Origin of the sequence: Treponema sp. UBA7567 (genome assembly GCF_002476655.1) — a bacterium.
GTDB lineage: Bacteria > Spirochaetota > Spirochaetia > Treponematales > Treponemataceae > Treponema_D.
Genome location: NZ_DLLH01000037.1, coordinates 1 through 25,367, shown reverse-complemented (window position 1 = coordinate 25,367; position 25,367 = coordinate 1). Strand labels below are relative to the sequence as shown.

20 protein-coding genes are annotated in these 25,367 nt (G+C 41.6%); 11 read left to right on the top strand and 9 right to left on the bottom strand.

What is annotated here, in order from left to right; all coding sequences use genetic code 11:
* Window positions 1-222: 222 nt before the first annotated feature.
* From B3Y13_RS04425 to B3Y13_RS04390, 8 genes are all read left to right on the top strand, one after another.
* Window positions 223-1,212: a hypothetical protein gene (locus B3Y13_RS04425; RefSeq protein ID WP_296692911.1), complete on the top strand. Its 990-nt coding sequence runs from the start codon at window positions 223-225 to the stop codon at window positions 1,210-1,212.
* 230 nt (window positions 1,213-1,442) lie between these two features.
* Window positions 1,443-3,077 (top strand): peptide ABC transporter substrate-binding protein, encoded by a 1,635-nt coding sequence (locus B3Y13_RS04420; protein WP_296668078.1) that lies wholly within the window; start codon window positions 1,443-1,445, stop codon window positions 3,075-3,077.
* Between the two features lie 215 nt (window positions 3,078-3,292).
* The gene (locus B3Y13_RS04415; RefSeq protein WP_296668082.1) at window positions 3,293-4,231 is read left to right on the top strand and encodes an ABC transporter permease; all 939 of its coding nucleotides are present in this window, start codon (window positions 3,293-3,295) and stop codon (window positions 4,229-4,231) included.
* On the top strand, window positions 4,224-5,270 hold the full coding sequence (locus B3Y13_RS04410) for an ABC transporter permease (RefSeq protein ID WP_296668085.1): 1,047 nt from the start codon (window positions 4,224-4,226) through the stop codon (window positions 5,268-5,270). The genes B3Y13_RS04415 and B3Y13_RS04410 overlap by 8 nt, the downstream gene beginning before the upstream one ends.
* 1 nt (window position 5,271) lies before the next feature.
* Entirely contained in the window at window positions 5,272-6,363 is a 1,092-nt protein-coding gene (locus tag B3Y13_RS04405; RefSeq protein WP_296668087.1) for an ABC transporter ATP-binding protein, read from the top strand.
* Window positions 6,356-7,294: an ABC transporter ATP-binding protein gene (locus B3Y13_RS04400; protein ID WP_296692909.1), complete on the top strand. Its 939-nt coding sequence runs from the start codon at window positions 6,356-6,358 to the stop codon at window positions 7,292-7,294. Before B3Y13_RS04405 ends, B3Y13_RS04400 begins: the two co-directional genes overlap by 8 nt.
* 341 nt (window positions 7,295-7,635) lie before the next feature.
* A complete protein-coding gene (locus B3Y13_RS04395) occupies window positions 7,636-8,214 on the top strand; it encodes a flavodoxin family protein (protein WP_296019609.1) in 579 nt (192 codons plus the stop codon).
* 138 nt (window positions 8,215-8,352) lie between these two features.
* Entirely contained in the window at window positions 8,353-9,930 is a 1,578-nt protein-coding gene (locus B3Y13_RS04390; protein ID WP_296668091.1) for a glycoside hydrolase 43 family protein, read from the top strand.
* A gap of 10 nt (window positions 9,931-9,940) precedes the next feature.
* On the opposite strand, the gene hrpB is transcribed toward B3Y13_RS04390, so the two are convergent.
* The 7 genes from hrpB to B3Y13_RS04355 all read right to left on the bottom strand — a co-directional run bounded on the left by hrpB (window position 9,941) and on the right by B3Y13_RS04355 (window position 18,221).
* A complete protein-coding gene (gene hrpB, locus B3Y13_RS04385) occupies window positions 9,941-12,406 on the bottom strand; it encodes an ATP-dependent helicase HrpB (RefSeq protein WP_296692906.1) in 2,466 nt (821 codons plus the stop codon).
* A 2-nt stretch (window positions 12,407-12,408) separates the two neighbouring features.
* Complete coding sequence (locus B3Y13_RS04380; protein WP_296019603.1) at window positions 12,409-13,170, bottom strand: ATP-binding cassette domain-containing protein; 762 nt, start codon at window positions 13,168-13,170, stop codon at window positions 12,409-12,411.
* Window positions 13,163-13,957, bottom strand: a complete 795-nt coding sequence (locus B3Y13_RS04375) for an ABC transporter ATP-binding protein (protein ID WP_296692902.1) — start codon at window positions 13,955-13,957, stop codon at window positions 13,163-13,165. Before B3Y13_RS04375 ends, B3Y13_RS04380 begins: the two co-directional genes overlap by 8 nt.
* Window position 13,958: 1 nt before the next feature.
* A complete protein-coding gene (locus tag B3Y13_RS04370) occupies window positions 13,959-14,798 on the bottom strand; it encodes an ABC transporter permease (protein ID WP_296692899.1) in 840 nt (279 codons plus the stop codon).
* 6 nt (window positions 14,799-14,804) lie between these two features.
* Window positions 14,805-15,728, bottom strand: a complete 924-nt coding sequence (locus tag B3Y13_RS04365) for an ABC transporter permease (protein WP_296668099.1) — start codon at window positions 15,726-15,728, stop codon at window positions 14,805-14,807.
* A gap of 31 nt (window positions 15,729-15,759) precedes the next feature.
* The gene (locus B3Y13_RS04360) at window positions 15,760-17,259 is read right to left on the bottom strand and encodes an ABC transporter substrate-binding protein (RefSeq protein WP_296692896.1); all 1,500 of its coding nucleotides are present in this window, start codon (window positions 17,257-17,259) and stop codon (window positions 15,760-15,762) included.
* 179 nt (window positions 17,260-17,438) lie between these two features.
* The gene (locus B3Y13_RS04355; protein ID WP_296668102.1) at window positions 17,439-18,221 is read right to left on the bottom strand and encodes a type III pantothenate kinase; all 783 of its coding nucleotides are present in this window, start codon (window positions 18,219-18,221) and stop codon (window positions 17,439-17,441) included.
* A gap of 169 nt (window positions 18,222-18,390) precedes the next feature.
* Here B3Y13_RS04355 and trkA point away from each other — a divergent pair, with 169 nt between their 5' ends.
* The 3 genes from trkA to B3Y13_RS04340 all read left to right on the top strand — a co-directional run bounded on the left by trkA (window position 18,391) and on the right by B3Y13_RS04340 (window position 22,222).
* Window positions 18,391-19,806 (top strand): Trk system potassium transporter TrkA, encoded by a 1,416-nt coding sequence (trkA, locus tag B3Y13_RS04350; RefSeq protein WP_296019589.1) that lies wholly within the window; start codon window positions 18,391-18,393, stop codon window positions 19,804-19,806.
* Window positions 19,807-21,246 carry a TrkH family potassium uptake protein gene (locus B3Y13_RS04345; protein ID WP_296692893.1) on the top strand — a complete coding sequence of 480 codons (1,440 nt, stop codon included), beginning with the start codon at window positions 19,807-19,809 and terminating at the stop codon, window positions 21,244-21,246.
* A 1-nt stretch (window position 21,247) separates the two neighbouring features.
* Window positions 21,248-22,222 (top strand): DMT family transporter, encoded by a 975-nt coding sequence (locus B3Y13_RS04340; protein ID WP_296019585.1) that lies wholly within the window; start codon window positions 21,248-21,250, stop codon window positions 22,220-22,222.
* Window positions 22,223-22,284: 62 nt separating this feature from the next.
* Here B3Y13_RS04340 and B3Y13_RS04335 read toward each other — a convergent pair whose 3' ends face one another.
* Window positions 22,285-23,211 carry a DUF1848 domain-containing protein gene (locus tag B3Y13_RS04335; protein ID WP_296692890.1) on the bottom strand — a complete coding sequence of 309 codons (927 nt, stop codon included), beginning with the start codon at window positions 23,209-23,211 and terminating at the stop codon, window positions 22,285-22,287.
* A gap of 130 nt (window positions 23,212-23,341) precedes the next feature.
* Entirely contained in the window at window positions 23,342-25,309 is a 1,968-nt protein-coding gene (gene htpG, locus B3Y13_RS04330; RefSeq protein WP_296668105.1) for a molecular chaperone HtpG, read from the bottom strand.
* Between the last annotated feature and the right edge of the window lie 58 nt (window positions 25,310-25,367).

Below are 25,367 nucleotides of genomic sequence, written 5' to 3'. Positions count from 1 at the left end.
GCTTTCTTCTATTTAATAGAAATTATTTTAGCATAGATTCGCGTTTTTTTCTATTTTGGCGTGCGGTGAATGTTAGACTTTAGACTCTGAAAGACATTCAGGAAACTCGCAGCACAGATAAGCAGCAAACTTTAAGCAGATAAGCGACTATAATCAATGCTTCGCTTTTTTTCATAAACCAAAAAGCCGGTTTGTGGTATTATCTCTTTGGAAGATTTCTTGATGAAAAATCGTCTGGCCGCTGTCCAGAGCAAAAACGTTTTTTCTGACAGACTAATCAATACCAAGCCTATGGAAAATTTTACCACCCGCTACCATTTGCCGGGGCTTTTTGAGTTTTTTGATTTCTACAGCGTGTTTCTGCCGCTTTTCTATAGCCACAGAGAATATTTTTATGACTGGTGCGAAATCGCCTCGATTTACGGCGCGCCGTCAGGCTGCATCTGGAACGGCGGAAGAACAGGCTTTTCAGACTCAGAAGAAAACAGCGCAAAGAAAGTCCTTGGGCTAGTGGAAAAATACGGAATTTCCGCCAGGCTCACGTTCAGCAACTCGCTTTTAAGGGAAGAGCATCTTTCAGACAGAAAATGCAACGGAATTTGCTGTCTTTTTGAGAGCAAGAGCGGCAAAGCTAAAAACGGAATAATCGTCCATTCGGAGATTCTGCTCGATTATCTGAAAGGACGCTATCCGGATTTCTATTTTGTCTCCTCCACAACAAAAGTCATAACGGATTTTCAAAGATTTAAGGATGAGCTGGACAGAAAAGACTTCAGCTTTGTTGTGCCTGACTTCAGGCTGAACAAGTCGCTAGAAAAACTAAAAACATTGACACAGGAGCAAAAAAGCAAGGTCGAATTTCTGTGCAATGAGTGCTGCTGGACCGGATGCAGGGAGCGGAAAATCTGCTACGAGAACGTGAGCCGGAAAAATCTCGGCGAGGATAACAACTGCCCTGACCACATCTGCAGGTCGCCGGGAGGCAAGGACGGCTACGTGTTCTCAAATGCGATGAAAAATCCCTCTTTCATCGGAATTAGCGAGATAAAAAATATTTACCTTCCTATTGGATTTTCAAACTTTAAAATCGAGGGGCGAGGGCTTGGAAGCGCGATGATACTGGAGTTTCTTCTATATTATATGACAAAGCCTGAATACCAGCTGAATGTAAGGGAAGCGGTTTACCTTGACAGCATGCTTGACTTGTTCTGAAAAAAAACTGCCGGGCTTGCAACGAAGACGCATTTCTCTAGTGCCGCACAATTAAAGCCGCTCAAAACCATATCCGCATTTTTGCATTCTCTTACCAGTTCCACAAATTTCTTCCAAATTCCTCAGCCTTATTGAACAAACCTACCAATTTACTTATAATAACCTTACGTTTAGACAAAGACGGCTGGCTACTTATACGGTGAGCCAGCCATTTTTTTTGGAGGTCAAAAATGAAATCTTTGTTCAAGTGCGCGGCTTTAGTTCTTTCTGCGCTTTCCGTATTCGGGCTTGCTTCTTGCGGCGAGAAAAAGGCAAAAAGCAATGTCCTTAATGTTATGGTTGAAGTTGAAGTTGCGTCTCTCGACCCGCAGCAGGCAACAGACGGAACTTCCTTCGAGGTTATCGCGAACTTCACAGACGGTCTCAAGCAGATGGCAGGAGACGGCTCTACAATCAACGCATTGTGCGCCGAGGAAGCAGTCTCTCAGGACGGTCTGACTTACACTTTCAAGATCCGCGAGGATGCGAACTGGGCAAACGGCGAGCCTGTTACAGCTGACGACTTTGTTTTCGGCTGGCAGCGCGCGGTTGACCCGAAAATCGCTTCTGAGTACGCTTACATGCTTTCAGACATCGGACAGGTGAAGAACGCGGCTAAAATCATCGCGGGCGAGCTTCCTGTCGAGGAGCTTGGAGCAAAGGCTTTGGACGCAAAAACTTTGCAGGTTCAGCTTGAAGTTCCAGTCTCTTACTTTGACTCAATCCTCTACTTCCCGACTTTCTATCCTGTAAACCGCAAATTCTACGAGTCTGTGGGAGACAAGTTTGGAACAAGCGCGGACACAGTTCTTTCAAACGGAGCATTTGTCCTGACTGACTACCAGCCGGCGGCTCTCGCTTTCTCTTTGAAGAAGAACGACAAGTATTATGACGCGGCGAAAATCAAGCTCGACGGCCTTAACTATCAGGTTCTTAAAGACAGCCAGCAGGCTTTGATGGCTTACCAGAACGGCACTCTCGACATTGTTAAGCTTTCGGGCGACCAGGTTGACCAGGTTAAGGACGACCCTGAATTCAAGACAATCGGAGCCGGCTATCTCTGGTACATCTCGCCTATGATTGATAAAGTTCCGGCTCTTCAGAATCTCAACATGAGAAAGGCTTTCACTTTCGCTCTTGACCGCGAGTCTATCGTGAAGAACGTTGTAAAGGACGGCTCAATGGCTGCCTACACTCCAGTTCCGGCGGAATTCGCATACAACGAGAACGGCGAGGACTTCATCACAGCGCAGAAGGAATATCCTGAGCTTTGCGACTTTGACGCTGCAAAAGCTCTTGAATACTACAGCAAGGCAAAGGCAGAGCTTGGAAAAGACAAGTTCGCTTTCGAGATGATTGTTGACGACACAACAGTCCAGCAGAACGTTGCGGCAGTAATCAAGGAGCAGATTGAGAAGACTCTCCCGGGCGTTACAATCAATCTTCGTGTCGAGCCGAAAAAGCAGCGCGTTCAGGATATGCAGGACGGAAACTTTGAGCTTGCATTTACAAGATGGGGTCCGGACTATGCAGACCCGATGACTTATCTTGGAATGTGGATTACAAACAACTCGAACAACTACGGACTTTGGTCAAACTCAGCTTACGATGCCCTTATTGAATCTTGCGTTACAGGAAAATACGCGCAGATGCCAAAGGAAAGATGGGAGACTTTGAAGGCCGCAGAGAAAATCGTCCTTGAAGACACTGTTATCTTCCCGTTGTACCAGCAGGCGGACGCTTGCATGGTCAAGGCAAACGTGAACGGAATCGAATTCCACCCGGTCGCGCTCAACAGAGTCTACAAGAACACAACAAAGAACTAATTTTGGGGCTTACCCGCCATTCGGCGGGTCGGGCTATCCGCACTTCGCCGTCTTGCGCGGCTCATTCCGGCATTTTTTGCAAAAACGCTAAGCAAAACGCGCCAGCAAAAATGCCGGAACGCCTGCGGCGGTGCTACTATCCCTAAGCTATTCCGCTTGCAAAACTTGAGCATTGCACATTCTTAATTGCGCATTGAATTTCAGGAATTACAATTTTGAAAAAATACATTCTAAAACGAATTCTAATTTCTCTTTTCACACTTCTGGCAATAACACTAATCCTTTTTATCCTTCTCCAGCTTATGCCAGGCTCGCCTTTCAACGACGAGAAGCTTTCGGCAGACCAGCGTGCCGCTTTATATGCAAAATACGGGCTGGACAAACCGGTTTTTGTCCAGTTCTTCAAATATGTCGGAAATATGTTCCGCGGAGACTTCGGCGTGAGCTACAATATCTCGAAAAACACGCCGATTTCAACCTTAATCGCCTCCCGCCTGCCGGTCTCGTGCAGAATCGGATTTCAGGCGGTCTTTATCGGGGCTTTAATCGGCCTTGTGCTTGGAATTGTGGCGGCAATCAAGCACCGCACAGTCTGGGACACAATCGCCACGGTGATTTCTGTAATCGGGGTGAGCGTTCCAAGCTATGTTTTCGCGCTCGCGCTGAGCTACCAGTTCGGCTTTAAATGGAAAATCTTCCCTATGCTTTTCACAGCGCAGTCGCCATATTTTTCAAGCGTTCTTCCGAGCATCTCGCTTTGCATGTTCACAATGGCGTCTATTGCGCGCTTTACACGCACTGAAATGCTCGAGGCTTTAGGCTCTGACTATATACAGCTTGCGGAAAGCAAGGGACTTTACGGCTGGAGGCTTATCGCGCGGCACGCCCTTAGAAACACTCTGATTCCGATTATCACGGTCTTAGCTCCGCTCATCGTTGACCTGATGACAGGCTCGCTTGTAGTCGAGAAAATCTTCGCGATTCCGGGCGTCGGCTCGCTTCTGGTCACGGCAATCCAGTCGAACGACTACAACGTTGTAATCGCCTTGAGCTTTATCTACAGCGCGCTTTACATCGGAATTATGCTTGCGGTCGATATTCTTTACGGCGTAATCGACCCTAGAATCCGCCTTTCAGGAGCAGTAAATGAGTAAGAACAACACTATAATGCCGGATTTTCTTCCGGATGACTTCAAGCTGAAATCTGACAGCGCGAGAACGCAGGTTGACTCGAACTTCGCAAGCGTGAGCTACTGGAAGGAAGTGAGAATCCGCTTTTTCTCGAACAAGAGCGCGGTTCTTTCAGCGGTGGCAATCATCGTGATAATGTTCTTCGCCTTTGCAGGCCCGCATTTCACAAAATACACTTACTCAGAGCAGAATCTTGAACAGAAAAACTACGCGCCTCGAATTCAGGGGCTTGAAAAGCTAGGGATTTTCAACGGCGACGAGAATATGAGAACAACGTCAGGCAGCAGAAAGACGAATCTCTACGAGAAAAACGGCGACACTAACGTCTATTACTGGTTCGGCTCGGACACTCTCGGACGCGACATCTGGACGCGCACTTGGATGGGAACGAGAGTCTCTCTCTACATTTCAATCGTGGCGGTTCTAATCGACATGATTATCGGGCTTTCGTTCGGCCTTGTCTCGGGATATTTCGGAGGAATGACCGATTCTGCAATGCAGCGTTTCGCGGAGATTGTGAACGGAATTCCGCGCCTTGTAATCGTCACGCTTTTAATGCTGATTCTAAAGCCTGGAATTGCGACAATCATCTTCGCGCTGATGATCACTGAATGGATTGGAATGTCGAGAATCGCGCGCGCTGAAATGCTTAACCTAAAGGAGCGGGAATTTGTTCTTGCCTCACGGACTTTGGGAGCTGGAAATTTCTCTATAATTCTGCACGAGATTCTTCCGAACATAAACGGCCAGGTAATCACGCAGACAATGTTCTCTATTCCGACGGCGATTTTCACAGAGGCTTTCCTGAGCTTTGTGGGCCTTGGAATTCCGGTTCCGCAGTGCTCGCTCGGCTCTCTCATAAGCGACGCTTTCAACAGCTTTACAACGCATCCCTACCAGATTATTCCGCCGATTGTGGTTCTTGCGGTTCTTATGCTCAGCTTCAACATCTTGGCAGACGGACTGCGCGAGGCGATTGACCCGAAATTCAAGGAGCAGTGAGATGGGCGAAATGACAAACGACACAATTCTTTCTGTAAAAGACCTGAACATCTCGTTCAAGACAACCGCAGGAATGGTGAACGCAATCCGCGGAGTTGACTTTGACTTGAAGCGCGGCGAGACTCTTGCGATTGTGGGCGAGTCAGGCTCTGGAAAATCCGTCACGACAAAAACCGTGATGGGAATTCTAGCGAAGAACGCGGTTGTGAACTCAGGCGAAATCGTCTACAACTGCCTGGAGCCTGACAACAAGACTTACACAAAATACGACATCCTGAATATGAAGACACGCGACATCAGGCGGAACATCAACGGAAAAAACATCGCAATGGTGTTCCAGGACCCGATGACCTCGCTTGACCCTACGATGAGCATCGGAAAGCAGATTGCCGAGGGAATGATTTACCATTACCACACGCCAAAGCGCGAGGCCTACCAGAAAGTCCTGAAGCTTCTGCACGAGGTCGGAATCACGGACGCGAAGGCAAGAATGAAGAACTATCCCCATCAGCTTTCAGGCGGAATGAGGCAGAGAATCGTTATTGCAATCGCGCTCGCGTGCAGCCCGGAGCTTCTAATCTGCGACGAGCCGACAACCGCGCTTGACGTTACAATTCAGGCGAAAATTCTCGACCTTATCAAGGAAATCCAGAAAAAGCGCAGCCTGTCTGTAATCTTCATCACGCACAACATGGGCGTTGTGGCAAGAGTGGCAGACAGGATAAACGTGATGTACGCCGGAAAAATCGTGGAGAGCGGAACAGCGGACGAGATTTTCTACGACCCGCGGCACCCTTACACTTGGGGCTTGCTTTCCGCAATGCCCGACCTTGAGACGACAGGCGACCGCCTCTACACAATTCCGGGGTCTCCGCCGAACCTTCTCCACAAAGTTCAAGGCGACCCTTTCGCGCCAAGAAACGCATACGCGCTCAACATTGACGACAGGCTTGAGCCTCCGATGTTCAAGATTTCAGAGACGCACAGCGCGGCAACGTGGCTTCTGCATCCTGACGCGCCGAAAGTTGAAATGCCGGCGGAGCTTAAAGAAAGAATCAGCAGAATGAAAGAGGAGGCGAAAAAATATGAGTGAGAAAACACCGCTTTTAAAAGTAGAGAATCTTAAGCAGTATTTTAGAGTCTCCTCAAAATACACTGTAAAAGCCGTTGACAATGTGTCGTTCGAGATTTTCCCTGGCGAGACATACGGGCTTGTAGGCGAAAGCGGAAGCGGAAAATCCACAATCGGACGCAGCGTAATCCGCCTTTACAAGCCGACCGCAGGCAAAATAACGTTTGACGGACGCGACATCTCGTCAAAAATGAATGGCGAGGCTGAGGAATACCTGCGAACAAATATGCAGATGATTTTTCAGGACCCTATGGCGTGCCTTAATCCAAGGAAAAAAGTTGGCGAGATTATCGGCGAGGGCTTGGACATTCACCACCTTTACGCGACAAGGCAGGAGCGCGAGGCGAAAATCCAGCGTATCTTGAAGAAAGTCGGGCTTGCCCCTGAGCATATCGAACGCTATCCGCACCAGTTCTCAGGCGGCCAGCGGCAGAGAGTCGGAATCGCGCGCGCGCTGATTATGAACCCGAAGCTCGTGATTGCCGACGAGTGCATTTCCGCGCTTGACGTTTCAATTCAGGCGCAGGTTGTGAACATGATGAAGGACATTCAGGAAGAGACCGGCTGCGCATACCTTTTTATTGCGCACGACCTGAGCATGGTAAAGTACATCTCAGACAGAATCGGAATTCTGCACTTAGGACATCTTCTTGAGACCGGCACGACAGACGAGATTTTCTCTAATCCGGTCCATCCGTACACAAGAAGCCTGCTTTCCGCAATTCCGCGCCCAAATCCGGCCGTCGAGAAAAACCGCGAGATAAAAAGCTACAACTACCGCACAAGCGGAATCGACTACTCGAAAGGAACGGTTCACGTTGTGGAAGGTACGCACAAGATTCTTGCCACAGATGCGGAATTCGCGAAGTGGACGCAAAAAATATATGAATAGACGCAGGTTTTGATGTAAAGGCGCTCGCCGCAGACCGACTGTTTTGAAATGCAGCACATTGAACGCAGATTAAAAGAGGATTTGCGCTGACAAACGCAAGCCTATACGACGGCTGCTGCTAATGCTAGCAAGTGCTGCGATACAACCTACGCGACGGCTGCTGACAATGCTAGCAGGTGTCGCAATACAGCTTACGCGACAGCTGCTGACAATGCTATAGGTGTAAGATGCATGTACACCGACCGGTAGTTGTTAGGATTGGAAACTGCTTTTCTTTTAAAGTATATTAAATTTATCTTTACAAGTTTGCGTTGCAAACTTTCTTATAATAGGAGTATTTTATGAAAGTTGTTTTGTTTAACGGCAGCCGGAAAGACAATGGCTGTACTTTTACAGCGTTGGATTTGGTAGCTAAGAGTCTTGAATTTGAAGGTATTGAAACAGAAATTTTGAATATCGGACGAAGAGTTTTTAATGGCGAAATTGAAGCTGTTGTAAAAACTGCTTCTGAAAAGGTTAAAAATGCTGACGGTTTTGTTTTTGGCTCTCCGGTTTATTGGGCTAGTCCTAGCGGCGAACTTGTTATGTTTATGGACAGACTCTGGGCTGCTGCCGGTGCGGATTTTAGATTTAAGCCTGCGGCTAGTGTTTCGACCTGCCGCCGTGCAGGAAATACTGCTACTCTTGATGTTATAAATAAATATTTTGCTTATAGCGCAATGCCAATTGTTACTAGCTGCTATTGGAACGAAGTTCATGGAAAAACGCCGGAAGATGTTCTTAAAGACGAGGAAGGCGTTCAGACAATGACAATGCTTGGAAAAAATATGGCATGGATTTTAAAATCCATTGAAGCTGGCAAAAAGACTGTAAAACAGCCGGAATGGGTTGAAAAAGTTATGACAAATTTTATTCGTTAGCGGAAAAAAGCGTAAGGGAATGGAAGGGCGGCAAAGCCGTTGCGGAACGTAGTGGAGCAATGCAGGCGAAAGCCGGAACCCTGGAACTCCCGACGGCAACAAGTTGCCGGAACGCCCCAAAAACCGTAGAATTAAAAAATGTATAAAAATCCGATTATTTTGTGTGATTATTCAGACCCAGATGTTATTCGGGCTGGTGGAAATTATTTTATGGTGGCTTCGAGCTTTAATTTTACGCCGGGGCTGCCGATTCTTTTTTCTAAAAACCTGGTTGACTGGAAGCTGATAAATTATGCTGCTAAAAACATTCCGCTTGAACAGTACAATTTTCCTCAAAATGCAAAAGGCATTTGGGCGCCTTCGTTTTCGTATTACAAGGGAATTTTTTATATAATCGTTGGTTTGCCTGATGAAGGAATTTTTTTAACTCAAACTGATGATATTTTTGGAAAATGGTCTCCGCTTAAATTGATTTATAAGGCGAAAGGTTTTATTGATCCGGCGCTTTTTTTTGATGATGATGGAAATGCTTATGTTTATCATGCCTATGCAAAAAGCCGGTGTGGTTTTAACAGCAGAATCGGGCTTTTAAGGTTTAATAAAGAACTTAAGGTCTGTGAAGGCGAGGATAAAATTATCTTTGACGGAACTAAAACTCAGCCGACGATGGAAGGGCCGAAAGTTTACAAGAGAAACGGATTTTATTATATTTTTGCGCCGGCTGGAGGAGTTGCGGAAGGATGGCAGACTGTTTTGCGTTCTAAAAATCCTGAAGGTCCGTGGGAAGAAAAAATTGTTTTGAAGGAAGGCGAGTCTGGAGTAAATGGACCGCATCAAGGCGCTTTTGTCGAAACTCCTTTTGGAGAAAACTGGTTTATTCATTTTCAAGACCGTGGAATTTTTGGAAGAATTGTCCATCTTGAACCGGTTTTGTGGAAAAATGACTGGCCTTTGATGGGAACTTCTGTAAAAACAGGTCTTATGCCTGGAGAGCCGGTTTTAAAATTCAGGTCGCCGAAATTTAATATTCTAAAAAATTTGAAAAATCCTTTTAAGAAACCAGTCTGCGCTTTTGAAAATTGCGGTCTTGAATGGCAGTGGAGCGGAAATCATTCTGAAAAATTTGCAAAGGCTGAAAAGAGTTTTAATCCGGATGCGGAAAATTTTAGACTGGCTGTTTTGCATCGTGGTTCGAAAAATCAAAACGGTTTTCCAGTTTTATGGAATTCTTCAAATATTTTAACTCAAAAAATTCAGTATGAAAATTTTTATTTAAAAGCTGTTCTTGACGTAAGCAGTTTGCCAAATGGTTCTCGTGCGGGAATGATTTTTCTTGCAGATGAATACGCTTCTGTTGCGATTGAAAAAACTGTTTTGGGTTTTGATTTTGTTTATTTAAAATCGAAAAACGAGGATTTGACGGACGAAACTAGAAGTGAATTTGAAGTTTATCGTGAACACTTAAACTTGAAAAACGAAAATCAGCCGATAAAAATTCGAATGGATTTTATTTCGTTCAGTATATATTCTGGCGCGGTTCAGTTTACCGTGAAGACTGGAAGAGGCTTTAAAAATTCTTTTAAATGGAAAAGTGATTTTTTTACAACGGAAAGCGCGCACTGGGTTGGCGGCCGGTTCGGAATTTACGCGATAGGAAATGCAGAGGCTGACGAAAAAGGCAGCGCTTTGTTTAAGTCGATAAAAGTAAGACATTAAAAATGTATAATTAACTATTGGTCGTTAGTCTGTAATTCCAATTGTGTTTTGGATAACGGCCTTTCATTTCTTTGCAGATTTCTATCCAGGCGCCAGACCAAAAGTTTTCCAGATTGTCGGTGATTTGCAAAGGTCTGCGTGCTGGAGAAAGAAGCTTTAAAATTACAGGAATTCCTGAAATTTTTGGAGTTGAAAAACACCCGAAAATTTGTTGAATTATAATTTCGAGAATTGGAACAGCGTTTAATAAACGAACGTTAGCTAAATAACCGTCGATATTCAACATTTCTGAACTGATAAGCCGGCTTTCGTATTTTATTTTCGCTTTTTTTCCATTTTCGAGAATAATTGATGAAGGAACAGAACTGTCGATTTTTGTTCCGTTCAAAAAATAAAAAAGAGCGTCAAAAACTATGTTTTCGTCAATTTTGCTGGAAGTTATAAACGGCAAAAGCCAGGTTTCTGCGTTTTTTTGCAGAGATTCAATTTGTGTAAAAAGCTCCGTTTCAATATGGTTTGCATAAAATTGTGCTCGAAGCAGAAAGTCAAAAATTTTTTTATCAAATGGAAGAACCGAAAGACCGTTTTTTTGAACTTCTGAGCAAAGGGCCTTTCCAAAATCATGCGGAGAAACAGGCAATTTTTTTTCTTTTAGAAGGATTGCGCCATAATAGCTTTTTTGTGTTTTTTTGGCGGAAAAAGTTTTTTTGTCAAACTCCAGTTCTTCTGTTATTTCAGAATGATTTTTGAGCCAGTTTTCGAGCTGAATTGAGTCGATTTTTTCAAACGAATAAATTTTTCCTGTTGAGCTTCCTGCATTTACTTCCGGAGCAATGAGCCATTCCGGGCTTTCCTGATACGCTTTTGCAAGAACTGCTTTGCGGGCAGAGGGAAATTGATATAAAGTCTGCGCGGTGTTTTTTAAAAAAGATTGCTCTTCAATTGGCTGTTTTTTTCCGAGCCTGTCTGGAAATCCGGAGAGAAAAAGTTCTGTTTGTGAAAATTCTTCATATCCGCTTGGGCTTGAAGAAAAACCGCACTTTTCGATGCGTTTTTTTAATAGCGAAAGAAATTTTTTCTTTTGTTCTTCGTTTGCAGTTCCGTATTGGCTGAATTTTAGGACGAAATTTAAGGCTTCCTCAAGGTGGTTTGTTTTTTTTCCATAAAGGATTGCACAGGCCAGCCGCGGTTCAATTCCGAGTTCGAGGGCAAATTTTCCATTTTGAGTGATTTTTTCGTTTTCTAAAAAGCCGAATTCTGTTAAAAGCATTGCCGCGGCGTTCCAGGCGGATTTTGACGGAGAATCCAGCCAGAAAAATGAATCTATTTTTGTTGAGCCCCATTTTGCACATTCAAGAACAAGAGAAGCAAGGTTGCACCGGAGAATTTCTGGTTGAATTTCGCTATTGAGAATGTCAAATTTGCTCCAAAGTCTGACGCAACGTCCGCTCATAAGTCTTCCGGCTCTTCCTGCTCTCTGGTCGGCGCTGAACTGGCTTGCTTTTTCGGTTACAAGTCTTTCCATTCCGAGAGAAACATTCATTTTGCTGATTCTTGAAAGCCCGCTGTCGATTACTGTTGTAACGCCTGGAACTGTCAAAGAGGTTTCTGCAATTGATGATGATAAAATTATTCGTCTTGGAGAAGAAATTGGAACTTCTGAGAGAATTTTTTTTTGTTCGGACAAAGGAACCGAAGAATGCAAGGTCAAAATTTCCGCTTCCGCTGAAGAAAGCGAATTTTCTAATTCTGAACGGAGCTTGTTGATTTCTGCAATTCCTGGAAGGAAAACGAGGATTGAGTCGGTTCTGTTTTGATTTTTGACCAACGGACATTTGTTTATTGGCTGCGAAATTTCATCTAAAACAGCATTTTTTACCGAAATTTTGTCTTTATAAACGATTTCTACCGGAAACTGTCTGCCAGGAATTTCCATAACCGGAGCGGCTGGCTGTGATAAAAATTCTGCAATTCTTTTTGAATTTATTGTTGCCGACATGATTATAACAAAAAGGTCGTCGCGCAGAGACATTGCTTCTTTTAAAAACGCAAGCGCAAGGTCCGCATGTACAGAACGTTCATGAAATTCGTCTATAACTACAACATTTGTATCTTCTAAAAGAGGATCATTTTGAAGGCGGCGCGTTAAAATTGCTTCGGTTATAACCTCAAACCGGGTTTTTTGAGATATTTTGCTTTCTAAGCTCAATGTGTAGCCGACAGTTTCGCCTGTTTTTTCTTCGATAAGCGAAGAAATTCTTTCTGCAAGCGCAACTGTTGCAAGCCGTCTTGGTTCGAGCATGAGGATTTTTCCGTTAAATTTTTCTAGAAGCGCGAGCGGAACTGCGGTTGATTTTCCTGCGGCGGTTTGTGCCGTTAAAACTAAAAATCTTGACGGAGAATTTTTTAAATTTTGGCAAATTTGCTCAAGGTAAGGAGTTATGGGAAGATTTTTAATTTTTTCGTTTATAAACATTTTTATTCAATTCCTGCTGCCTGCAGAAGAGTTTTTGTGTACGGATTTTCCGGGTTTGACAGAAGCTCGTCGGTCGGCTTTTCTTCGACAATTTGACCTTTGTACATAACGCCGATTCTGTCTGCCATGTAAGCGACAACGTTTAAATTATGACTTATAAAAAGATATGTCAAATTCATTGATTTTTGCATTGTCTTGAGAAGATTTAGGATTTGGGCTTGAATTAAAACGTCGAGTGCGCTTACACATTCATCGCAAATTACAAATTCCGGATTTAAAATCATTGCGCTGGCAATTGCAACTCGCTGCCTTTGTCCTCCAGAAAGCTGATGTGGAAATTTTTCGAGAGAATCTGGCGGAAGCCCGACTAAAGTGCGCATTTCGTTTATGATTTTGCTGCGTTCAAGTTTTGTTTTGCCGATTTTGTGAATTATTAGAGGTTCTTCGATTATTGATTTGATTTTCTTTTTTGGATTTAGCGAAGAATATGGATCCTGAAAGATTATTTGGCAGTGGCGCCGGAAATTTTTTTCATCTTTGACAGGGGTTCCTTCAAATAAAATTTCTCCGGAATCTGGTTTTTTAAGGGCGCAAATTAAGCTGCTTAAGGTTGATTTGCCGCAGCCGGATTCGCCGACCAGCCCGTAACATTCGCCTTTGTTTATTGAAAGATTTACGCCATTTACGGCATTTGTAATTCCGTTTTTTGTTGAGAAAGCTTTAAAAACATTTTTACATTCGATTATTTTTTGCGGATTATTCATTTTGCCATTCTCCAAAATGTACAGGAAGTTTTTCGTGGCGTTTTTTTGCATCTGGAATGGAATCTATGAGCGCCTTTGTATATGGGTGCTGAGGATTTTTTAATATTTCTTCTGTTTTTCCTGTTTCTACGATTTTTCCTTTGTACATTATATAAATTCTTGAACAGAGTTTTTTTACAACTGTAAAATCGTGTGTTATTAAAAGAAGCGCCGTGTTAAATTCACTTTTTAAGTTCTGAATTATCGAAAGAATTTTATTTTGCGTTGAAACGTCCAGTGCGGTTGTCGGCTCGTCCGCAATTAAAAGCTCAGGATTTGTCATAAGCGCGCTTGCAATCATTACGCGCTGTCTCATTCCTCCTGAAAGCTCGTGCGGATAGCAGTTGAAAATTTTTTTTGTGTCTTCAAGTCCGGTCATTTTTGCAAGTTTTTCTGCCTGTTTTTGAGCCTCTTGCTTTGAAATTCCTTTTATAAGGGCTGATTCTTCTATTTGCTTGCCGATTTTTAAGAGCGGATTTAAACTTGTCATGGGTTCCTGGAAAATAATTGATTTATTTTTTCCGGTAAAAGTGATTGTTCCTTCAGTGATTTTTGCATTTTCCGGCAAAAGGTTCATTATGCTGAGAGAGGTTATTGTTTTTCCTGAACCGGATTCTCCGACGAGGGCGACAAATTCTCCGGGAAAAATTTCCAAATTTACGTTTTTTACTGCCGTAAAGTTTTTTTGCCTGGAGCAAAATTCAACTGACAAATTTTCTATTTTTAGCAAGGGTTTTTGTAAATTCATTTTATTTTCCATTTACTTCCGAAATTCCATCGCCAATTAAATTTACGCCAAAAACAAGAATTATCAGAAAAATAAGCGGAAAAATAATTCCTGCTGGATTTGTAAAAATGTAATGCTGGGCGTCGTTCAACATTCTTCCAAAACTTGGGTATGGCGGACGGACTCCAAGTCCGAGGTAGCTTAAACCAGATTCATTCAAAATTGCCATTGAAAAACTCAAGGTTGCGGTTATGAGAAGGTCGCTTAAAATATTTGGTAAAATATGAATGTACATGATTCTGAAATTTCCAGCGCCGCGGGCTTTTGCGGATTGCACAAAAAGTGAATTTTTAAATTTGATGTAGCCGGAACGGGTGATTCTTGTAAAGCGGGGAATGCTCATAATGCAGAGAACCAGAATTGTAACTTTGATGTCCGGTTCAAAAACCGCGGCGAGCATCAAAGCCAAAAGAATTCCAGGAAAAGCCATTTGTGTGCTGACAAGCTTCATGATGATTGTGTCGGCAATTCCGCCAAACCAGCCGCAGATTGAGCCTAGAACCAGTCCTGTAAAAAGTCCAAAAATCATTACAATAAAGCCGATTATGACAGAAATTCTCAGACCGACCATTATTCTGCTTAAAACATCGCGGCCAAGTGAGTCTGTTCCAAGAAGATGATGAAATGACGGCGATTCAAGTTTTGCGGCGGCGTTTGTCAAATTTGGATCGTACGGAAGCCAAATTGTTCCTGCAAGCATGAATAGAATTATGAAAGAAAACATGCAAAAACCAGTTAAAAATGTTTTGTTTTTTAAGTATTTTGCCAGGTTTTCTTGAAGAATTTTCATATTTGAATTCATTATTGGCTACCTCTCAAAATTCCTTGTCCTTGGGTCAATAATTGAATAAAGAATATCGACCGCAAAGTTGCAGGTCAAAGCCATTGCGGCAAGATAAACTGTCAGACCTTGCAGCAGCGGAAAATCTCTTGAAGAAATTGAATGAATTATAAGTTTTCCAATTCCTGGAAGAGAAAAAACATTTTCAATTATTATGCTTCCTCCAAAAATATCTGCGGTAATAAGACCGAGAGTTGTAATGGATGGGATGAGCGCGTTTCTGAGCACGTGGCGAACGATAACCTGTTTTTCATTCAAACCTTTGCTTTTTGCCGTTCTTACATAATCCTGCTTTAACTCATTTTCCATGCTTGTTTTTATGTATCTTGCGAGAATTGAAGATGAGCCCAGCGAGATTGCCAGCGAAGGCAGAATAAGACTTTTTGGACCGTCAAAACCTACCGAAGGCAACATTTTTAATCCGACAGTAAAAATTAAAATCAAAATAAGGGCTGTGCAAAATGACGGCATTGAAACCCAAATTTGATTTAAGACAGAAAGACAGCGCCAGAGCTTTTTTTTTCTGTTGAGTGCAAATGTAATTCCCAGAAAAGTGCCGATTGCAATGGTAAAGACAAGCGAAAGCAACGATAGAGACGCGGTAGTTTTGAGGGCACCTGCAATTAAAGAAGAAACGCTTTGGTTATATTTGTAGGAAATTCCAAGATTTCCGCAAAATGCTCCTTTTAGCCAGTTTGCATAGCGCAAGGGAAGGCTTTGATTTAGCCCAAGTTGAAGTTCAAGAGCTTCAATTTGAGTCTGGTCTGCGTCTGGTCCGAGAATTGCAAGCGCCGGATTGCCAGGAAGAAGCTGGAATGTAAGAAAAGTCACCAGGGTTACAAGAAGAAGAGTCGTCATAAAGTCGATGAATTTTCTTACATAAAAGCTCATTTTTTGTTCCTTTTTTTTGTCGAATAATATTCTAGTCAATAAAGTAAAGTGTTGAAAAATCGTAAAAATTTACTGGATAAGGAGTGTAGCCGGCTATATTTTTTTGAGTGATGATATTGCGGCCTGGATCGCAGATAAAGACAGCAGGGCAGTCCATTGTAAGAATTTCCTGACATTTCTTAAAATAATCTGCGCGTTTTTTTAGATCGATTTCTGATTCTGCTGCTGCAAAATTTTTGTCATATTCAGGATTTCTATATTTTATAAAGTTGCGTTTGTAATCTGAACAGTAACGGCGAAGAACTTCTGACGGATCAATTTCTCCTGCAAATGCAATTACAGTTGTCTGATATTCAGCTTTTGAATAAACTTTGTCTAGCCAGGTTGTCCATTCAACAGGAACAATTGTGCAGTTGATACCAAGCGGTTTGAGCATATTTACGATAATCTGGGCAGTATCAACGTGAGGCTGGTAGTTTGCAGGAACTGTAATCGTCATATCGAACCCGTTTTTGTAAGACGACTGATTCATATATTCTTTTGCTTTTTCAATATTGTAAGAAAAAATTCCGGAAAGCTTGTCGTTGTAGCAATCGCCTAAAATCGGGCTAAAATTTGAATAAAGTTCAGTTGCAAAACCGTCAAAAACGCCGTTTATGATTTCTGTTTTGTCAATTGCGCAGGTAATTGCCTTTCGAACGTTGATGTCTGCAAGCGGAGGATAAGAATTGTTCATTCCAAGAATTTGAATCATATTTTGCGGATGACTTATGATTTTAAAGTTCTTTTCGAGCATTTTTGCGTTTGTTCCGGAAATCATCTGGGCAACGTCGATTTGGCCAGACTGAAGCGCAGATATTGCTGAATTTTCGTCGGTCATAATGAGAATCTCGATGTTTTTTATTTTTCCAGCACGTTCTTTATCGTAGTAATCATCGTTGCGTTCAAAAACTATTTTTTCGTGAAGAGAATATGAAACGAATTTATAAGGGCCTGTTCCAACCGGCATTGTTTCGTTGTCATTGTAATCGTGCAAAAGAATTGGACTTGTCGCTACAAGAAGCAAAAAGGCTCCAGAAGTTTTTTTCAGTTCAATTACAAAAGTGTAGTCGTCTGGGGCAGAAACTGATTTTACAATCTGCATATTGTCGGAACGTGCTGCAAGACCGTCGAGGCCTGCCAAATTTTTGTAAGTGAAAACACAGTCGGCAGAAGTAAATTCTGTTCCGTTGTGAAATTTTACGCCTTTGCGAAGGTTAAAAGTATAAGTTAAAAAATCGTCAGAAACTGAGTAATTTTCTGCAAGGGCAGGATAAAGAGAGCCGGTTTCATCATATTTTAAAAGTCCTTCAAAAATATTGTCTGTAACGGCGGCTGTTTCGGCAGCGGCAGATTTCCATGGAAAAAAACTGTCCGGTTCAGAGCACATTGTCATTCTCAAAGTGTCGTGAGATTTTTTTGTTCTGCATGAAGAAAATGCGAGAGCTGTTGCAATCAATGCCAGCGTCAAAAGTTTTATTGATTTTTTCATTTTTATGTTCCTATAAATGGAATGACCCAAAAGTATCTTTTCTGTCATTTTCGGGTCTGACCCGAAATTCTAAATGCCATATATTGCAATCATTTAGAACTTATTAGACATCCCCTTTAAGTTGTTTCGCAACGAAGAGAGAAACAACCGATGATAATAAAGTTTGCAACGCAAACTTTTTAAGAATTAAGTTCAAGCGCCTTTTTTACGCCGATAAGCGTAAGTTCCGGGAAAATTTCGTCAAAAATATTGCAGTTTTCAAAAATTTTTGCAAAACCGCCAGTACCGACAATGTACGGCTTGTCTTCGGGATTTTCGCTTTTAAAGACTTCTGAACTGATTGTGCGGCAAATTTCTTTAATTGCGCCTGCTGTTCCAAAATAAATTCCAGACTGAATTGCTTCGATTGTTGCAGTTGCGCAGGCTTTTTCGCTTTTTTTTATATCGACATGCGGCAGTTTTGAAGTGCCGGAAGCAAGTGCCTGAACTGAAATTTTTAAGCCAGGAAGAATTGAGCCGCCTAAATATTCCTTGTTTTTTGTAAGCGCATGGATTGTTGTTGCCGTGCCCAAATCGACAATGATTAAATTTTTGTTTGGACAAAGCGAAACAGCGCCGATAGAGTCGGCGATTAAATCTGCGCCGATTTCTTTTGGATTCTGCATTTTTAGTTTTAGACCGTTTTTGATTCCGGCTTGAATAAAAAGAGGCTCGATTCCAAAATATTTGAGGATTCCACTGGAAAGAGAATAGTTGATTGGCGGAACAACTGAGCAAATTCCAATTTGAGTGATTTTTTCGGGAGAAATGTTGTTTTCCCGAAGAACAGAGCGAAGGAAAATTCCAATTTCATCGGAGGATGAATTTTTGTGAGTTGTCTGGCGGAACTGTAAAATCAGCTGGTCGCCGTCAAAAACTCCTCCTGTGATGTTTGAATTTCCAACATCGAGAGTAAGTGTCATAGTACCTGTCCTTAAGATCAAGTCTATTAAGGCAAATGCCTTTTAAGATGTGAAAAAAATTTGTAGTCACTGCTGCCAACGGCAGTCAATGCTTTTTTTAACATACAGTTTTGTAAAAAAAAAATAAAGTATTATGTAAAAAGTTTTTATTATTGAGTATAATTTGGTTATGAAAATCGTAATTGTTGGTGCCGGTTTTACTGGAATTCAACTGGCAAAAAGACTTGTAAACGGAAAAAATGATGTTGTTTTAATTGATAACGATGATGAAGTTGTAAGGCATGCTTCTAACAGTCTGGATTGCAATGTAATTCATGCGGAGGGCAATAATCTGGATGTCCTGGAAGAAGCTGGAATTAAAAATGCCGATGCCCTTGTTTGCGTTACCTCAAATGACGAAGTAAATATGATTACGTGTTCGCTGGTTGACGCTGTTTATCCGGATGTTACGAAAATTGCGCGTGTCCGGAACTATGCTTATTATGTGGACACGACATCTGTTGAAAAGGCAAAAAAACGCCGGCCGCTTTATGGCGTTGATTATATGGTCCATCCCGACGTTGAAGCTGCGGAAGCGATTGCAAATGCGGCAAATCACGGAGCTATTACCGATGTTATGCCTTTTGGCGACCAGTATGAACTTATTAGAATTACCGTAGAAAAGGGAAGCCGCCTGGAAAACCAGAAAATTATTAGTCTTCGGAAAATTACGGACAGGCCGATTCTTGTTGCCTATGTTGAAAGCAACGGCGAAACTCGCTTGCCAAGCGGCGAAACTGTAATTAAGGCGGAAGATTGCCTGGGCGCGCTGATGTTAAAGCAGGATATTCCGGAATTTTTAAAACTTTGCGGTTCAAAGCTTAAAGAAATTAAAAAAATTGCAATTATTGGCGCTGGAAGGGTCGGAACAATTGTTGCCGAAAAGCTGATAGAACGAAAGTCTACTTTTATTACGCGGCTTTTTAAGCGTGAAGGAAATCCGACTCAAGAATTCTGCATTATTGACAGCGACGAGAGTCTTGCTAAGGCTGCTGCTGAAAAATTCTCTAAGATAAAAGTTTTTTGTACGGATGCGACGGAAGAAGGTTTTGTTGAAGAAGAAGGACTTGATAAATACGACCTTGTAATCTGTACTACTTCTAACCACGAATTGAATATTGTAATGGCGGCTTATTTTGAATCTCTCGGCATAAAAAACAGCATTGCGCTGGTTCAAAATAATGCTTTTGGCGAAATTGCCAGAAAAATTGGAATTGAAGTTGCTGTTCCAATTCGGGATACGGTTGTTGATTCAATTATGAGCCACTTAAAAGGAAAGGCGGTAACTGGTGTTCATACGGTCAATGACGGTTCTCTTGAGATTATGGAAATAAAAGTTGATGAAAAAAGTCCGGCAGTCGGCAGCACTCTCCGCGATATTGCAGAAAATGGTAAATTTTTGGTTCTGATGATGCAAAAAAATGGATCGGACGAATATTTTATTCCGATTGGAAGCACAAAAATTGAAGCCGGCGACGAAATTGTAATGATTACGACTCTTGAAGAGAATCAGCATGTGCTTGAAAAATTTGGAGCGGAACTTTAAATGCAGACGGTTTTTGTTTTTGTAAGAATTTTTGCAATTATTCTTTCGATAATTGGAACTTCGTTTTTGCTGCCGATTGGGACGGCGCTTGCTTTTGGTGAATATGAAGCGATTTTTCCGTTTTTAATTCCAATGGTTGTTGCGTGGATTTTTGGCTCTGCTTTTTATTTTGGCGGAAAAAAAGTTCCCGTAAGACTTGGAACAAGAGCAGTTTTTGTTTTTGTAAGTTTTGCCTGGGTTGCGATAAGTTTTTTTGGCGCAATTCCGCTTTTTGCCGGCGGNNCGATTAGTGATTTTTCGGGCGCGGTTTTTGAATCTGTAAGCGGTTTTACTACGACTGGAGCAACGGTTTTAAAAGATGTCGAAAGTTTGCCTCGCGCTGTAAATTTGTGGCGAATGGAAATGCACTGGCTTGGCGGCATGGGAATAATTGCGCTTACAACTGCTGTCTTGCCTTTGCTTGGCGTCGGAGGTTTTGCGCTTGTAAAAGCTGAATCAACTGGTCCGGAAAAAGGAAAAATCACTCCAAAAATGGCAAATACTGCAAAGGCTTTGTGGGGAATTTATTTTGCTTTGACGGTTATTCAGACTGTAATTTTAATGTTTTGCGGAATGGATTTTGTGGACGCTCTAAGCCATGCTTTTTCGACTTTAGGCACAGGCGGTTTTAGTTCAAAAAATGCAAGCATCGCAGGATTCAATTCTCTTTCTACAGAAATTGTCTGCACAGTTTTTATGTTTCTGGCAGGTGTAAATTTTAGCCTTTATTTTTACGTGATTACCGGAAAATTCACCGAATTAAAGAACAACAGCGAGCTCAAGGCTTATGTTGGTATTTTTGCAACTGTTGTTTTGTGCCTGGCTTTTTCGCTTGTTAAGTTTTATGGCGGTTTTGGAAAAGCTTTAAGATACGCTTCGTTCCAGGTTGCAACGATTATGAGTACGACTGGTTTTGCTACGGCCGATTTTATGAAATGGCCAGCGGCGAGCCAGTTTTTTATATTCATTTTGTTTTTTATAGGCGGATGTTCTGGTTCAACTTCCGGCGGTATTAAAGTTATTCGATGGGTAATTCTTGCAAAAAAAGCACGCGTTGAAATGCTCAAGATGATTCATCCTCACGGAGTTTTTTCTGTTCGGGTAAATGGTTCGCCAGGACGAGAAGATCTGGTTTTAAACATTGCGCCTTTTGTCTTTCTTTATTTTTGTCTTGCATTTATTTCTACTTTTGCTGGAACTCTTGGCGGACTTTCTGTTTTTGAGTCGTTTACGGCAAGTTTTTCGATGCTTGGAAACATTGGACCTGCTTTTGGTCCGTTTATGGAATATAGCTGGATTCCTTCGTTCTTAAAATGGATTTTTAGTTTTATGATGATTGCCGGTCGTCTCGAAATTTACAATTTGATAATTCTTTTTACAAAAGATTTTTGGAAAAATTAAAATGCTTAATTCATCTCTCTTAAAAAATAAAGGTCTTAATTATTGTTTTGCGTTGCTTGTAATTCTAATTTGGGGAATTACTTTTGTTAGCACAAAATATTTGCTGCGAAGTTTTAGCGCGTTTGAAATTCTTACAGCCCGCTTTATAACTGCTTACGCAGTGCTTTGGCTTATGAAGCCAGAGCGAATGAAATTGTCTTGCAAAAAAGATGAGTTGTGGTTTTTTGCGGCTGGAGCGAGCGGAGTATCTGTTTATCAGTTTTTGGAAAATATTGCGATAGACTATACTTTGCCGGCGAATGTTTGCATTATTGTTTCAATATGTCCAATGTTTACTGCGATTATTGCTCAGATTTTTTTGAAAGAAAAAAATATTAACCTTCTTTTTGTTGTCGGATTTTTGGTTGCGATTTCTGGAATTGTGTTTGTTACTTTTAACGGTGCGCTCGTATTTCATTTAAGCCCAAAAGGCGATTTTCTTGCTTTGGCGGCCGCGGTTTGCTGGGCATTTTATTCTTTAAGTGTTACGAAAATCGCTTCATTTAATTTGAATCCGATAAGCTCTACTAGACGGCAATTTTTTTGGGCCTTGGTTTGTATGATTCCTATTGCGGTTTTTGGAATTTTGAATGGGAAAAATTCTCCAATGACTTATATAAATCTTTCTGCCGCGGCAAATGCTGAACGCTGGTCGGATATTTTTAACTGGTTAAATTTTGGATTTTTAGGAATTGCGGCAAGCGCTTTTGCCTTTGCGGTTTGGAATTTTGTTTGTAAAAATCTTGGAACTGTAAGGGTGACGGTTTTTCTTTATTTGACTCCAGTTGTAACGATTGTTTTTGCGTTTCTAATTTTGGGCGACAAAATTACCTTGATGGGAAGCATTGGCGCGGTTTTGACGATTTCCGGCCTTGCAATTTCTCAGGCGAGCAAGAGAAAAGAAAAAGGCAAGCGGAGTATGCCGAATAAAGGTTAGATGTTGATTTTCTGTTAAATTTGACAAAATCGTTCGGCTAAATGTTAGCGTTCGAGCGAAAATTAAAACATAAAAAGCTGCGAATCCTTAAAAGTTTCCTGTTTTGCTTGTTGAATAATGTCGTTTGGACGGGAATTTCCAATTAAAAAAGACGAATTTTTGTCGTGCTGTAAAAAATTTTTTTGAACGGTTTTTTCATCATAGTTTGCGTAACAGTATTTGCAAAGGTTTGGACAGGAATTGTAATATCCAATATCGCGCGTTGGAAGGCAGGAACAATTTTTTCTTAGTATTTGATGCACGTTTTTAGACAAACGGGCGTTAATTATCATTTCGATAAGTTCTTTTGAAATACATTCGCCTTTTTGAATGCCATAGTCAGATAAATCGAGTTTTTCTGCGCAAGATTCAATTTTTATTTCGTATTCTCCGGCAATTCTTGCAAAACTTCCAGCTAAAAATTTTTGGTCGCTTTCGCTTACTTCTTTTAACTCTGGAAATTTTTTAATTGTTTTTGAATACAAGTCGACAAAACTGATTACACAACGGTCTGTATAAGGAGAAAGTTTTTCGCACATTTTTTTGAACTCGCGGATATGAGTTGCCACCGTGTAAGTTGAATCAACAAAAATCGGATCGTATCGCCAGCAGACTTTTTCCTTGCCAAGTTTTTGAGAAAGCTCGGCAAAAGCTTCAATTACGGTTTGTTTTTCGGGAACATTAGGCTCGATTTCTTTTCCATACGGAGTGATTGTGACAAAAAAATAAGTTCCAAAATTTTTGAGTTCGTCCAGATAAGGAATAAGAGGCTTAGGATTTTTTGTGCAGAAAACAAGGCAGTCAACGGTTTTTGGCTCAAGTTTGTAACGTGTAACTTTTTGCGGAACATAAGGATTACGCACATCGACAAACCCGGCGCGGATACGATTTATAAGCCATTCAGAATAAAAAGCGGGAATATCCGTCCGTCCAGAAGCAAATATAATCATAAAAATATTATAGAACAAAAGCGGTTTTGTTGGAAATTGAGAAACTGAAAAATATTTTTTAAAGTAAAAAAATCCCCGCTGAACAGAACATTTTCCGTTCAGCGGGGACATTACGCTAAAAGCGGTTTTTCTATTTTACAATCAACTTGTTCATAGATTTTATAAAGTCTGTAGGACTTGAAAGTTCGGCTCCGCTTACGAGAAGCGCCTGGTCGAGAAGAACTTCCGAAACGTCTGAAATATAACCTTCGTCGGTTGCGTTTTCGAGCGTTTTTACGATTGCGTGGTCAGCGTTTACTTCAAGAATTGGTTTTACTTCTGGAGCTGTCTGGCCCATTGCGCGCATCATTCGTTCCATCTGGATCCCAGGATCGTTTTCGTCAACAACAATACAAGACGGACTGTCGCTCAATCTTTTTGAAAGAACTACATCTTTTACACGCTCTCCAAGCGCTTTTTTAATTTTTTCCTGAACAGGTTTAAAAGCTTCTTCCTTTTTCTTTGCTTCGTCTTTGTCGATTCCGAGCTCGTCGTCTGAACCTGCGCGGTTTACACCCTTGAGCTCAAAGTCTTTGTATTTCATAAGGCTTGGAATTACAATGTCGTCAATATCATCCGCCATAATCAATACTTCAAAGCCCTTGTTTTTGTATGCTTCGAGGAGAGGACTTGCACGAAGGTTCTTTTCGTTGTTGCCTGTAATGTAGTAGATTGCTTTTTGTTCCGGCTTCATTCTCGAAACATAATCTTTAAAGCTTGTCCATTTTCCGTCGCCGTTTCCGCTTTCGTCCGTAGACTTGAATCTTACGATTTCTGCAATTTCTTCGCGGTTTGCGTAGTCAGAGTAAAGACCTTCTTTTATTGGGCGATTGAAGTTTTCTACAAATTTATTCCATTTTTCAATTGCTTTTTTATCGTCGTCAGTAGGATTTTCTGCTTTGCGCGCTTTGTCCGCTGTTTCACCGAGTTTTTTAAATTCGCTCAAAAGTTTTTTTACGGAAGCCGACTTAATATTGTCCAAAATTCTATTCTGCTGCAAAATTTCGCGGCTTACGTTCAAAGGCAAGTCTTCCGAATCAATAATTCCTCTTACAAAACGCAGATAAGACGGCAAAAGCTCGCGGTCATCGTCTGTAATAAATACGCGTTTAACATAAAGTTTTACGCCGCTTTTGTAGTCTGCCTGATACATATCGAACGGAGCCTGCTGAGGAACATAGAACAAAGTTGTATATTCCTGGGTTCCTTCCGCATGCGTGTGAACATAAAAAAGCGGATCCTGGCTGTCGTGGCTGATTGTCTTGTAGAAAGCGTTGTAGTCTTCTGGTTTAAGCTCAGATTTTGGTCGTTTCCAAAGAGCAGATGCAGTGTTTACCTGATCAACTTTGTTTTCGCTGCCAGTAACGTTGCCTTTGTCGTCGTATTTGTTCTGTGTGTAGTGCAGATAAATCGGGAAAGCAATGTGGTCAGAATAGCGCTTGATAAGTTCTTCAATCTTCCAGCGGGAAGCATAATCTTTGCTGTCATCGTTCAAAATCATCTCGATTGCAGAACCGTGAGTCTCAGGCTTGTCGAATCCGAATTTTTTTGCTTCGTCAGAATCAGCCTTGATTTCTTCAATTGAGTAAGAATTTGTGCCGTCGCTCGACCATTTGTAAATTTTGTCTGTCGCGGCCTTTCGTGTATAAACATTGATTTCTTTTGCAGCCATAAAAGCCGAATAAAAACCAACACCAAACTGGCCGATTAAATTAGATTCGCCGGCATTTTTGTCGTTTGAAATTTTTTCGATAAAAGCCTTAGTTCCTGAGCGGGCGATTGTTCCGAGGTTGTTGTTCAAATCGTCCTCGTTCATACCGATTCCCGAATCCTGAACAGTGAGCACTTTTGCAACATCGTTAAAACTGATGTCAATCCGCGGCTCAGTCTTTAAATTTTTGTAAGCGTCTTCCGAAACCATAAGGTAATTCAATTTGTCCAGAGCGTCGGAAGCATTAGAAACAATCTCGCGCAGGAAAATGTCCTTGTTTGAATACATCGAATGAATTATCAATTTAAGAAGCTGATTAACTTCTGTCTGAAACTGATACTTTGCCATTTATCTATCTCCCAAAATTTAAAAGTTTTTCACTTTAAAAATAATAAAAAAAAACGCA

What these genes read in the sequence shown, in the direction of transcription:
- B3Y13_RS04425 (WP_296692911.1), top strand. Translation starts at nt 223, where the DNA reads ATGAAAAATCGTCTGGCCGCTGTCCAGAGCAAAAACGTTTTTTCTGAC.
- B3Y13_RS04420 (WP_296668078.1), top strand. Translation starts at nt 1,443, where the DNA reads ATGAAATCTTTGTTCAAGTGCGCGGCTTTAGTTCTTTCTGCGCTTTCC.
- B3Y13_RS04410 (WP_296668085.1), top strand. Translation starts at nt 4,224, where the DNA reads ATGAGTAAGAACAACACTATAATGCCGGATTTTCTTCCGGATGACTTC.
- B3Y13_RS04405 (WP_296668087.1), top strand. Translation starts at nt 5,272, where the DNA reads ATGGGCGAAATGACAAACGACACAATTCTTTCTGTAAAAGACCTGAAC.
- B3Y13_RS04400 (WP_296692909.1), top strand. Translation starts at nt 6,356, where the DNA reads ATGAGTGAGAAAACACCGCTTTTAAAAGTAGAGAATCTTAAGCAGTAT.
- B3Y13_RS04395 (WP_296019609.1), top strand. Translation starts at nt 7,636, where the DNA reads ATGAAAGTTGTTTTGTTTAACGGCAGCCGGAAAGACAATGGCTGTACT.
- B3Y13_RS04390 (WP_296668091.1), top strand. Translation starts at nt 8,353, where the DNA reads ATGTATAAAAATCCGATTATTTTGTGTGATTATTCAGACCCAGATGTT.
- hrpB (WP_296692906.1), bottom strand. Translation starts at nt 12,406, where the DNA reads ATGTTTATAAACGAAAAAATTAAAAATCTTCCCATAACTCCTTACCTT.
- B3Y13_RS04380 (WP_296019603.1), bottom strand. Translation starts at nt 13,170, where the DNA reads ATGAATAATCCGCAAAAAATAATCGAATGTAAAAATGTTTTTAAAGCT.
- B3Y13_RS04375 (WP_296692902.1), bottom strand. Translation starts at nt 13,957, where the DNA reads ATGAATTTACAAAAACCCTTGCTAAAAATAGAAAATTTGTCAGTTGAA.
- B3Y13_RS04370 (WP_296692899.1), bottom strand. Translation starts at nt 14,798, where the DNA reads ATGAATTCAAATATGAAAATTCTTCAAGAAAACCTGGCAAAATACTTA.
- B3Y13_RS04365 (WP_296668099.1), bottom strand. Translation starts at nt 15,728, where the DNA reads ATGAGCTTTTATGTAAGAAAATTCATCGACTTTATGACGACTCTTCTT.
- B3Y13_RS04360 (WP_296692896.1), bottom strand. Translation starts at nt 17,259, where the DNA reads ATGAAAAAATCAATAAAACTTTTGACGCTGGCATTGATTGCAACAGCT.
- B3Y13_RS04355 (WP_296668102.1), bottom strand. Translation starts at nt 18,221, where the DNA reads ATGACACTTACTCTCGATGTTGGAAATTCAAACATCACAGGAGGAGTT.
- trkA (WP_296019589.1), top strand. Translation starts at nt 18,391, where the DNA reads ATGAAAATCGTAATTGTTGGTGCCGGTTTTACTGGAATTCAACTGGCA.
- B3Y13_RS04340 (WP_296019585.1), top strand. Translation starts at nt 21,248, where the DNA reads ATGCTTAATTCATCTCTCTTAAAAAATAAAGGTCTTAATTATTGTTTT.
- B3Y13_RS04335 (WP_296692890.1), bottom strand. Translation starts at nt 23,211, where the DNA reads ATGATTATATTTGCTTCTGGACGGACGGATATTCCCGCTTTTTATTCT.
- htpG (WP_296668105.1), bottom strand. Translation starts at nt 25,309, where the DNA reads ATGGCAAAGTATCAGTTTCAGACAGAAGTTAATCAGCTTCTTAAATTG.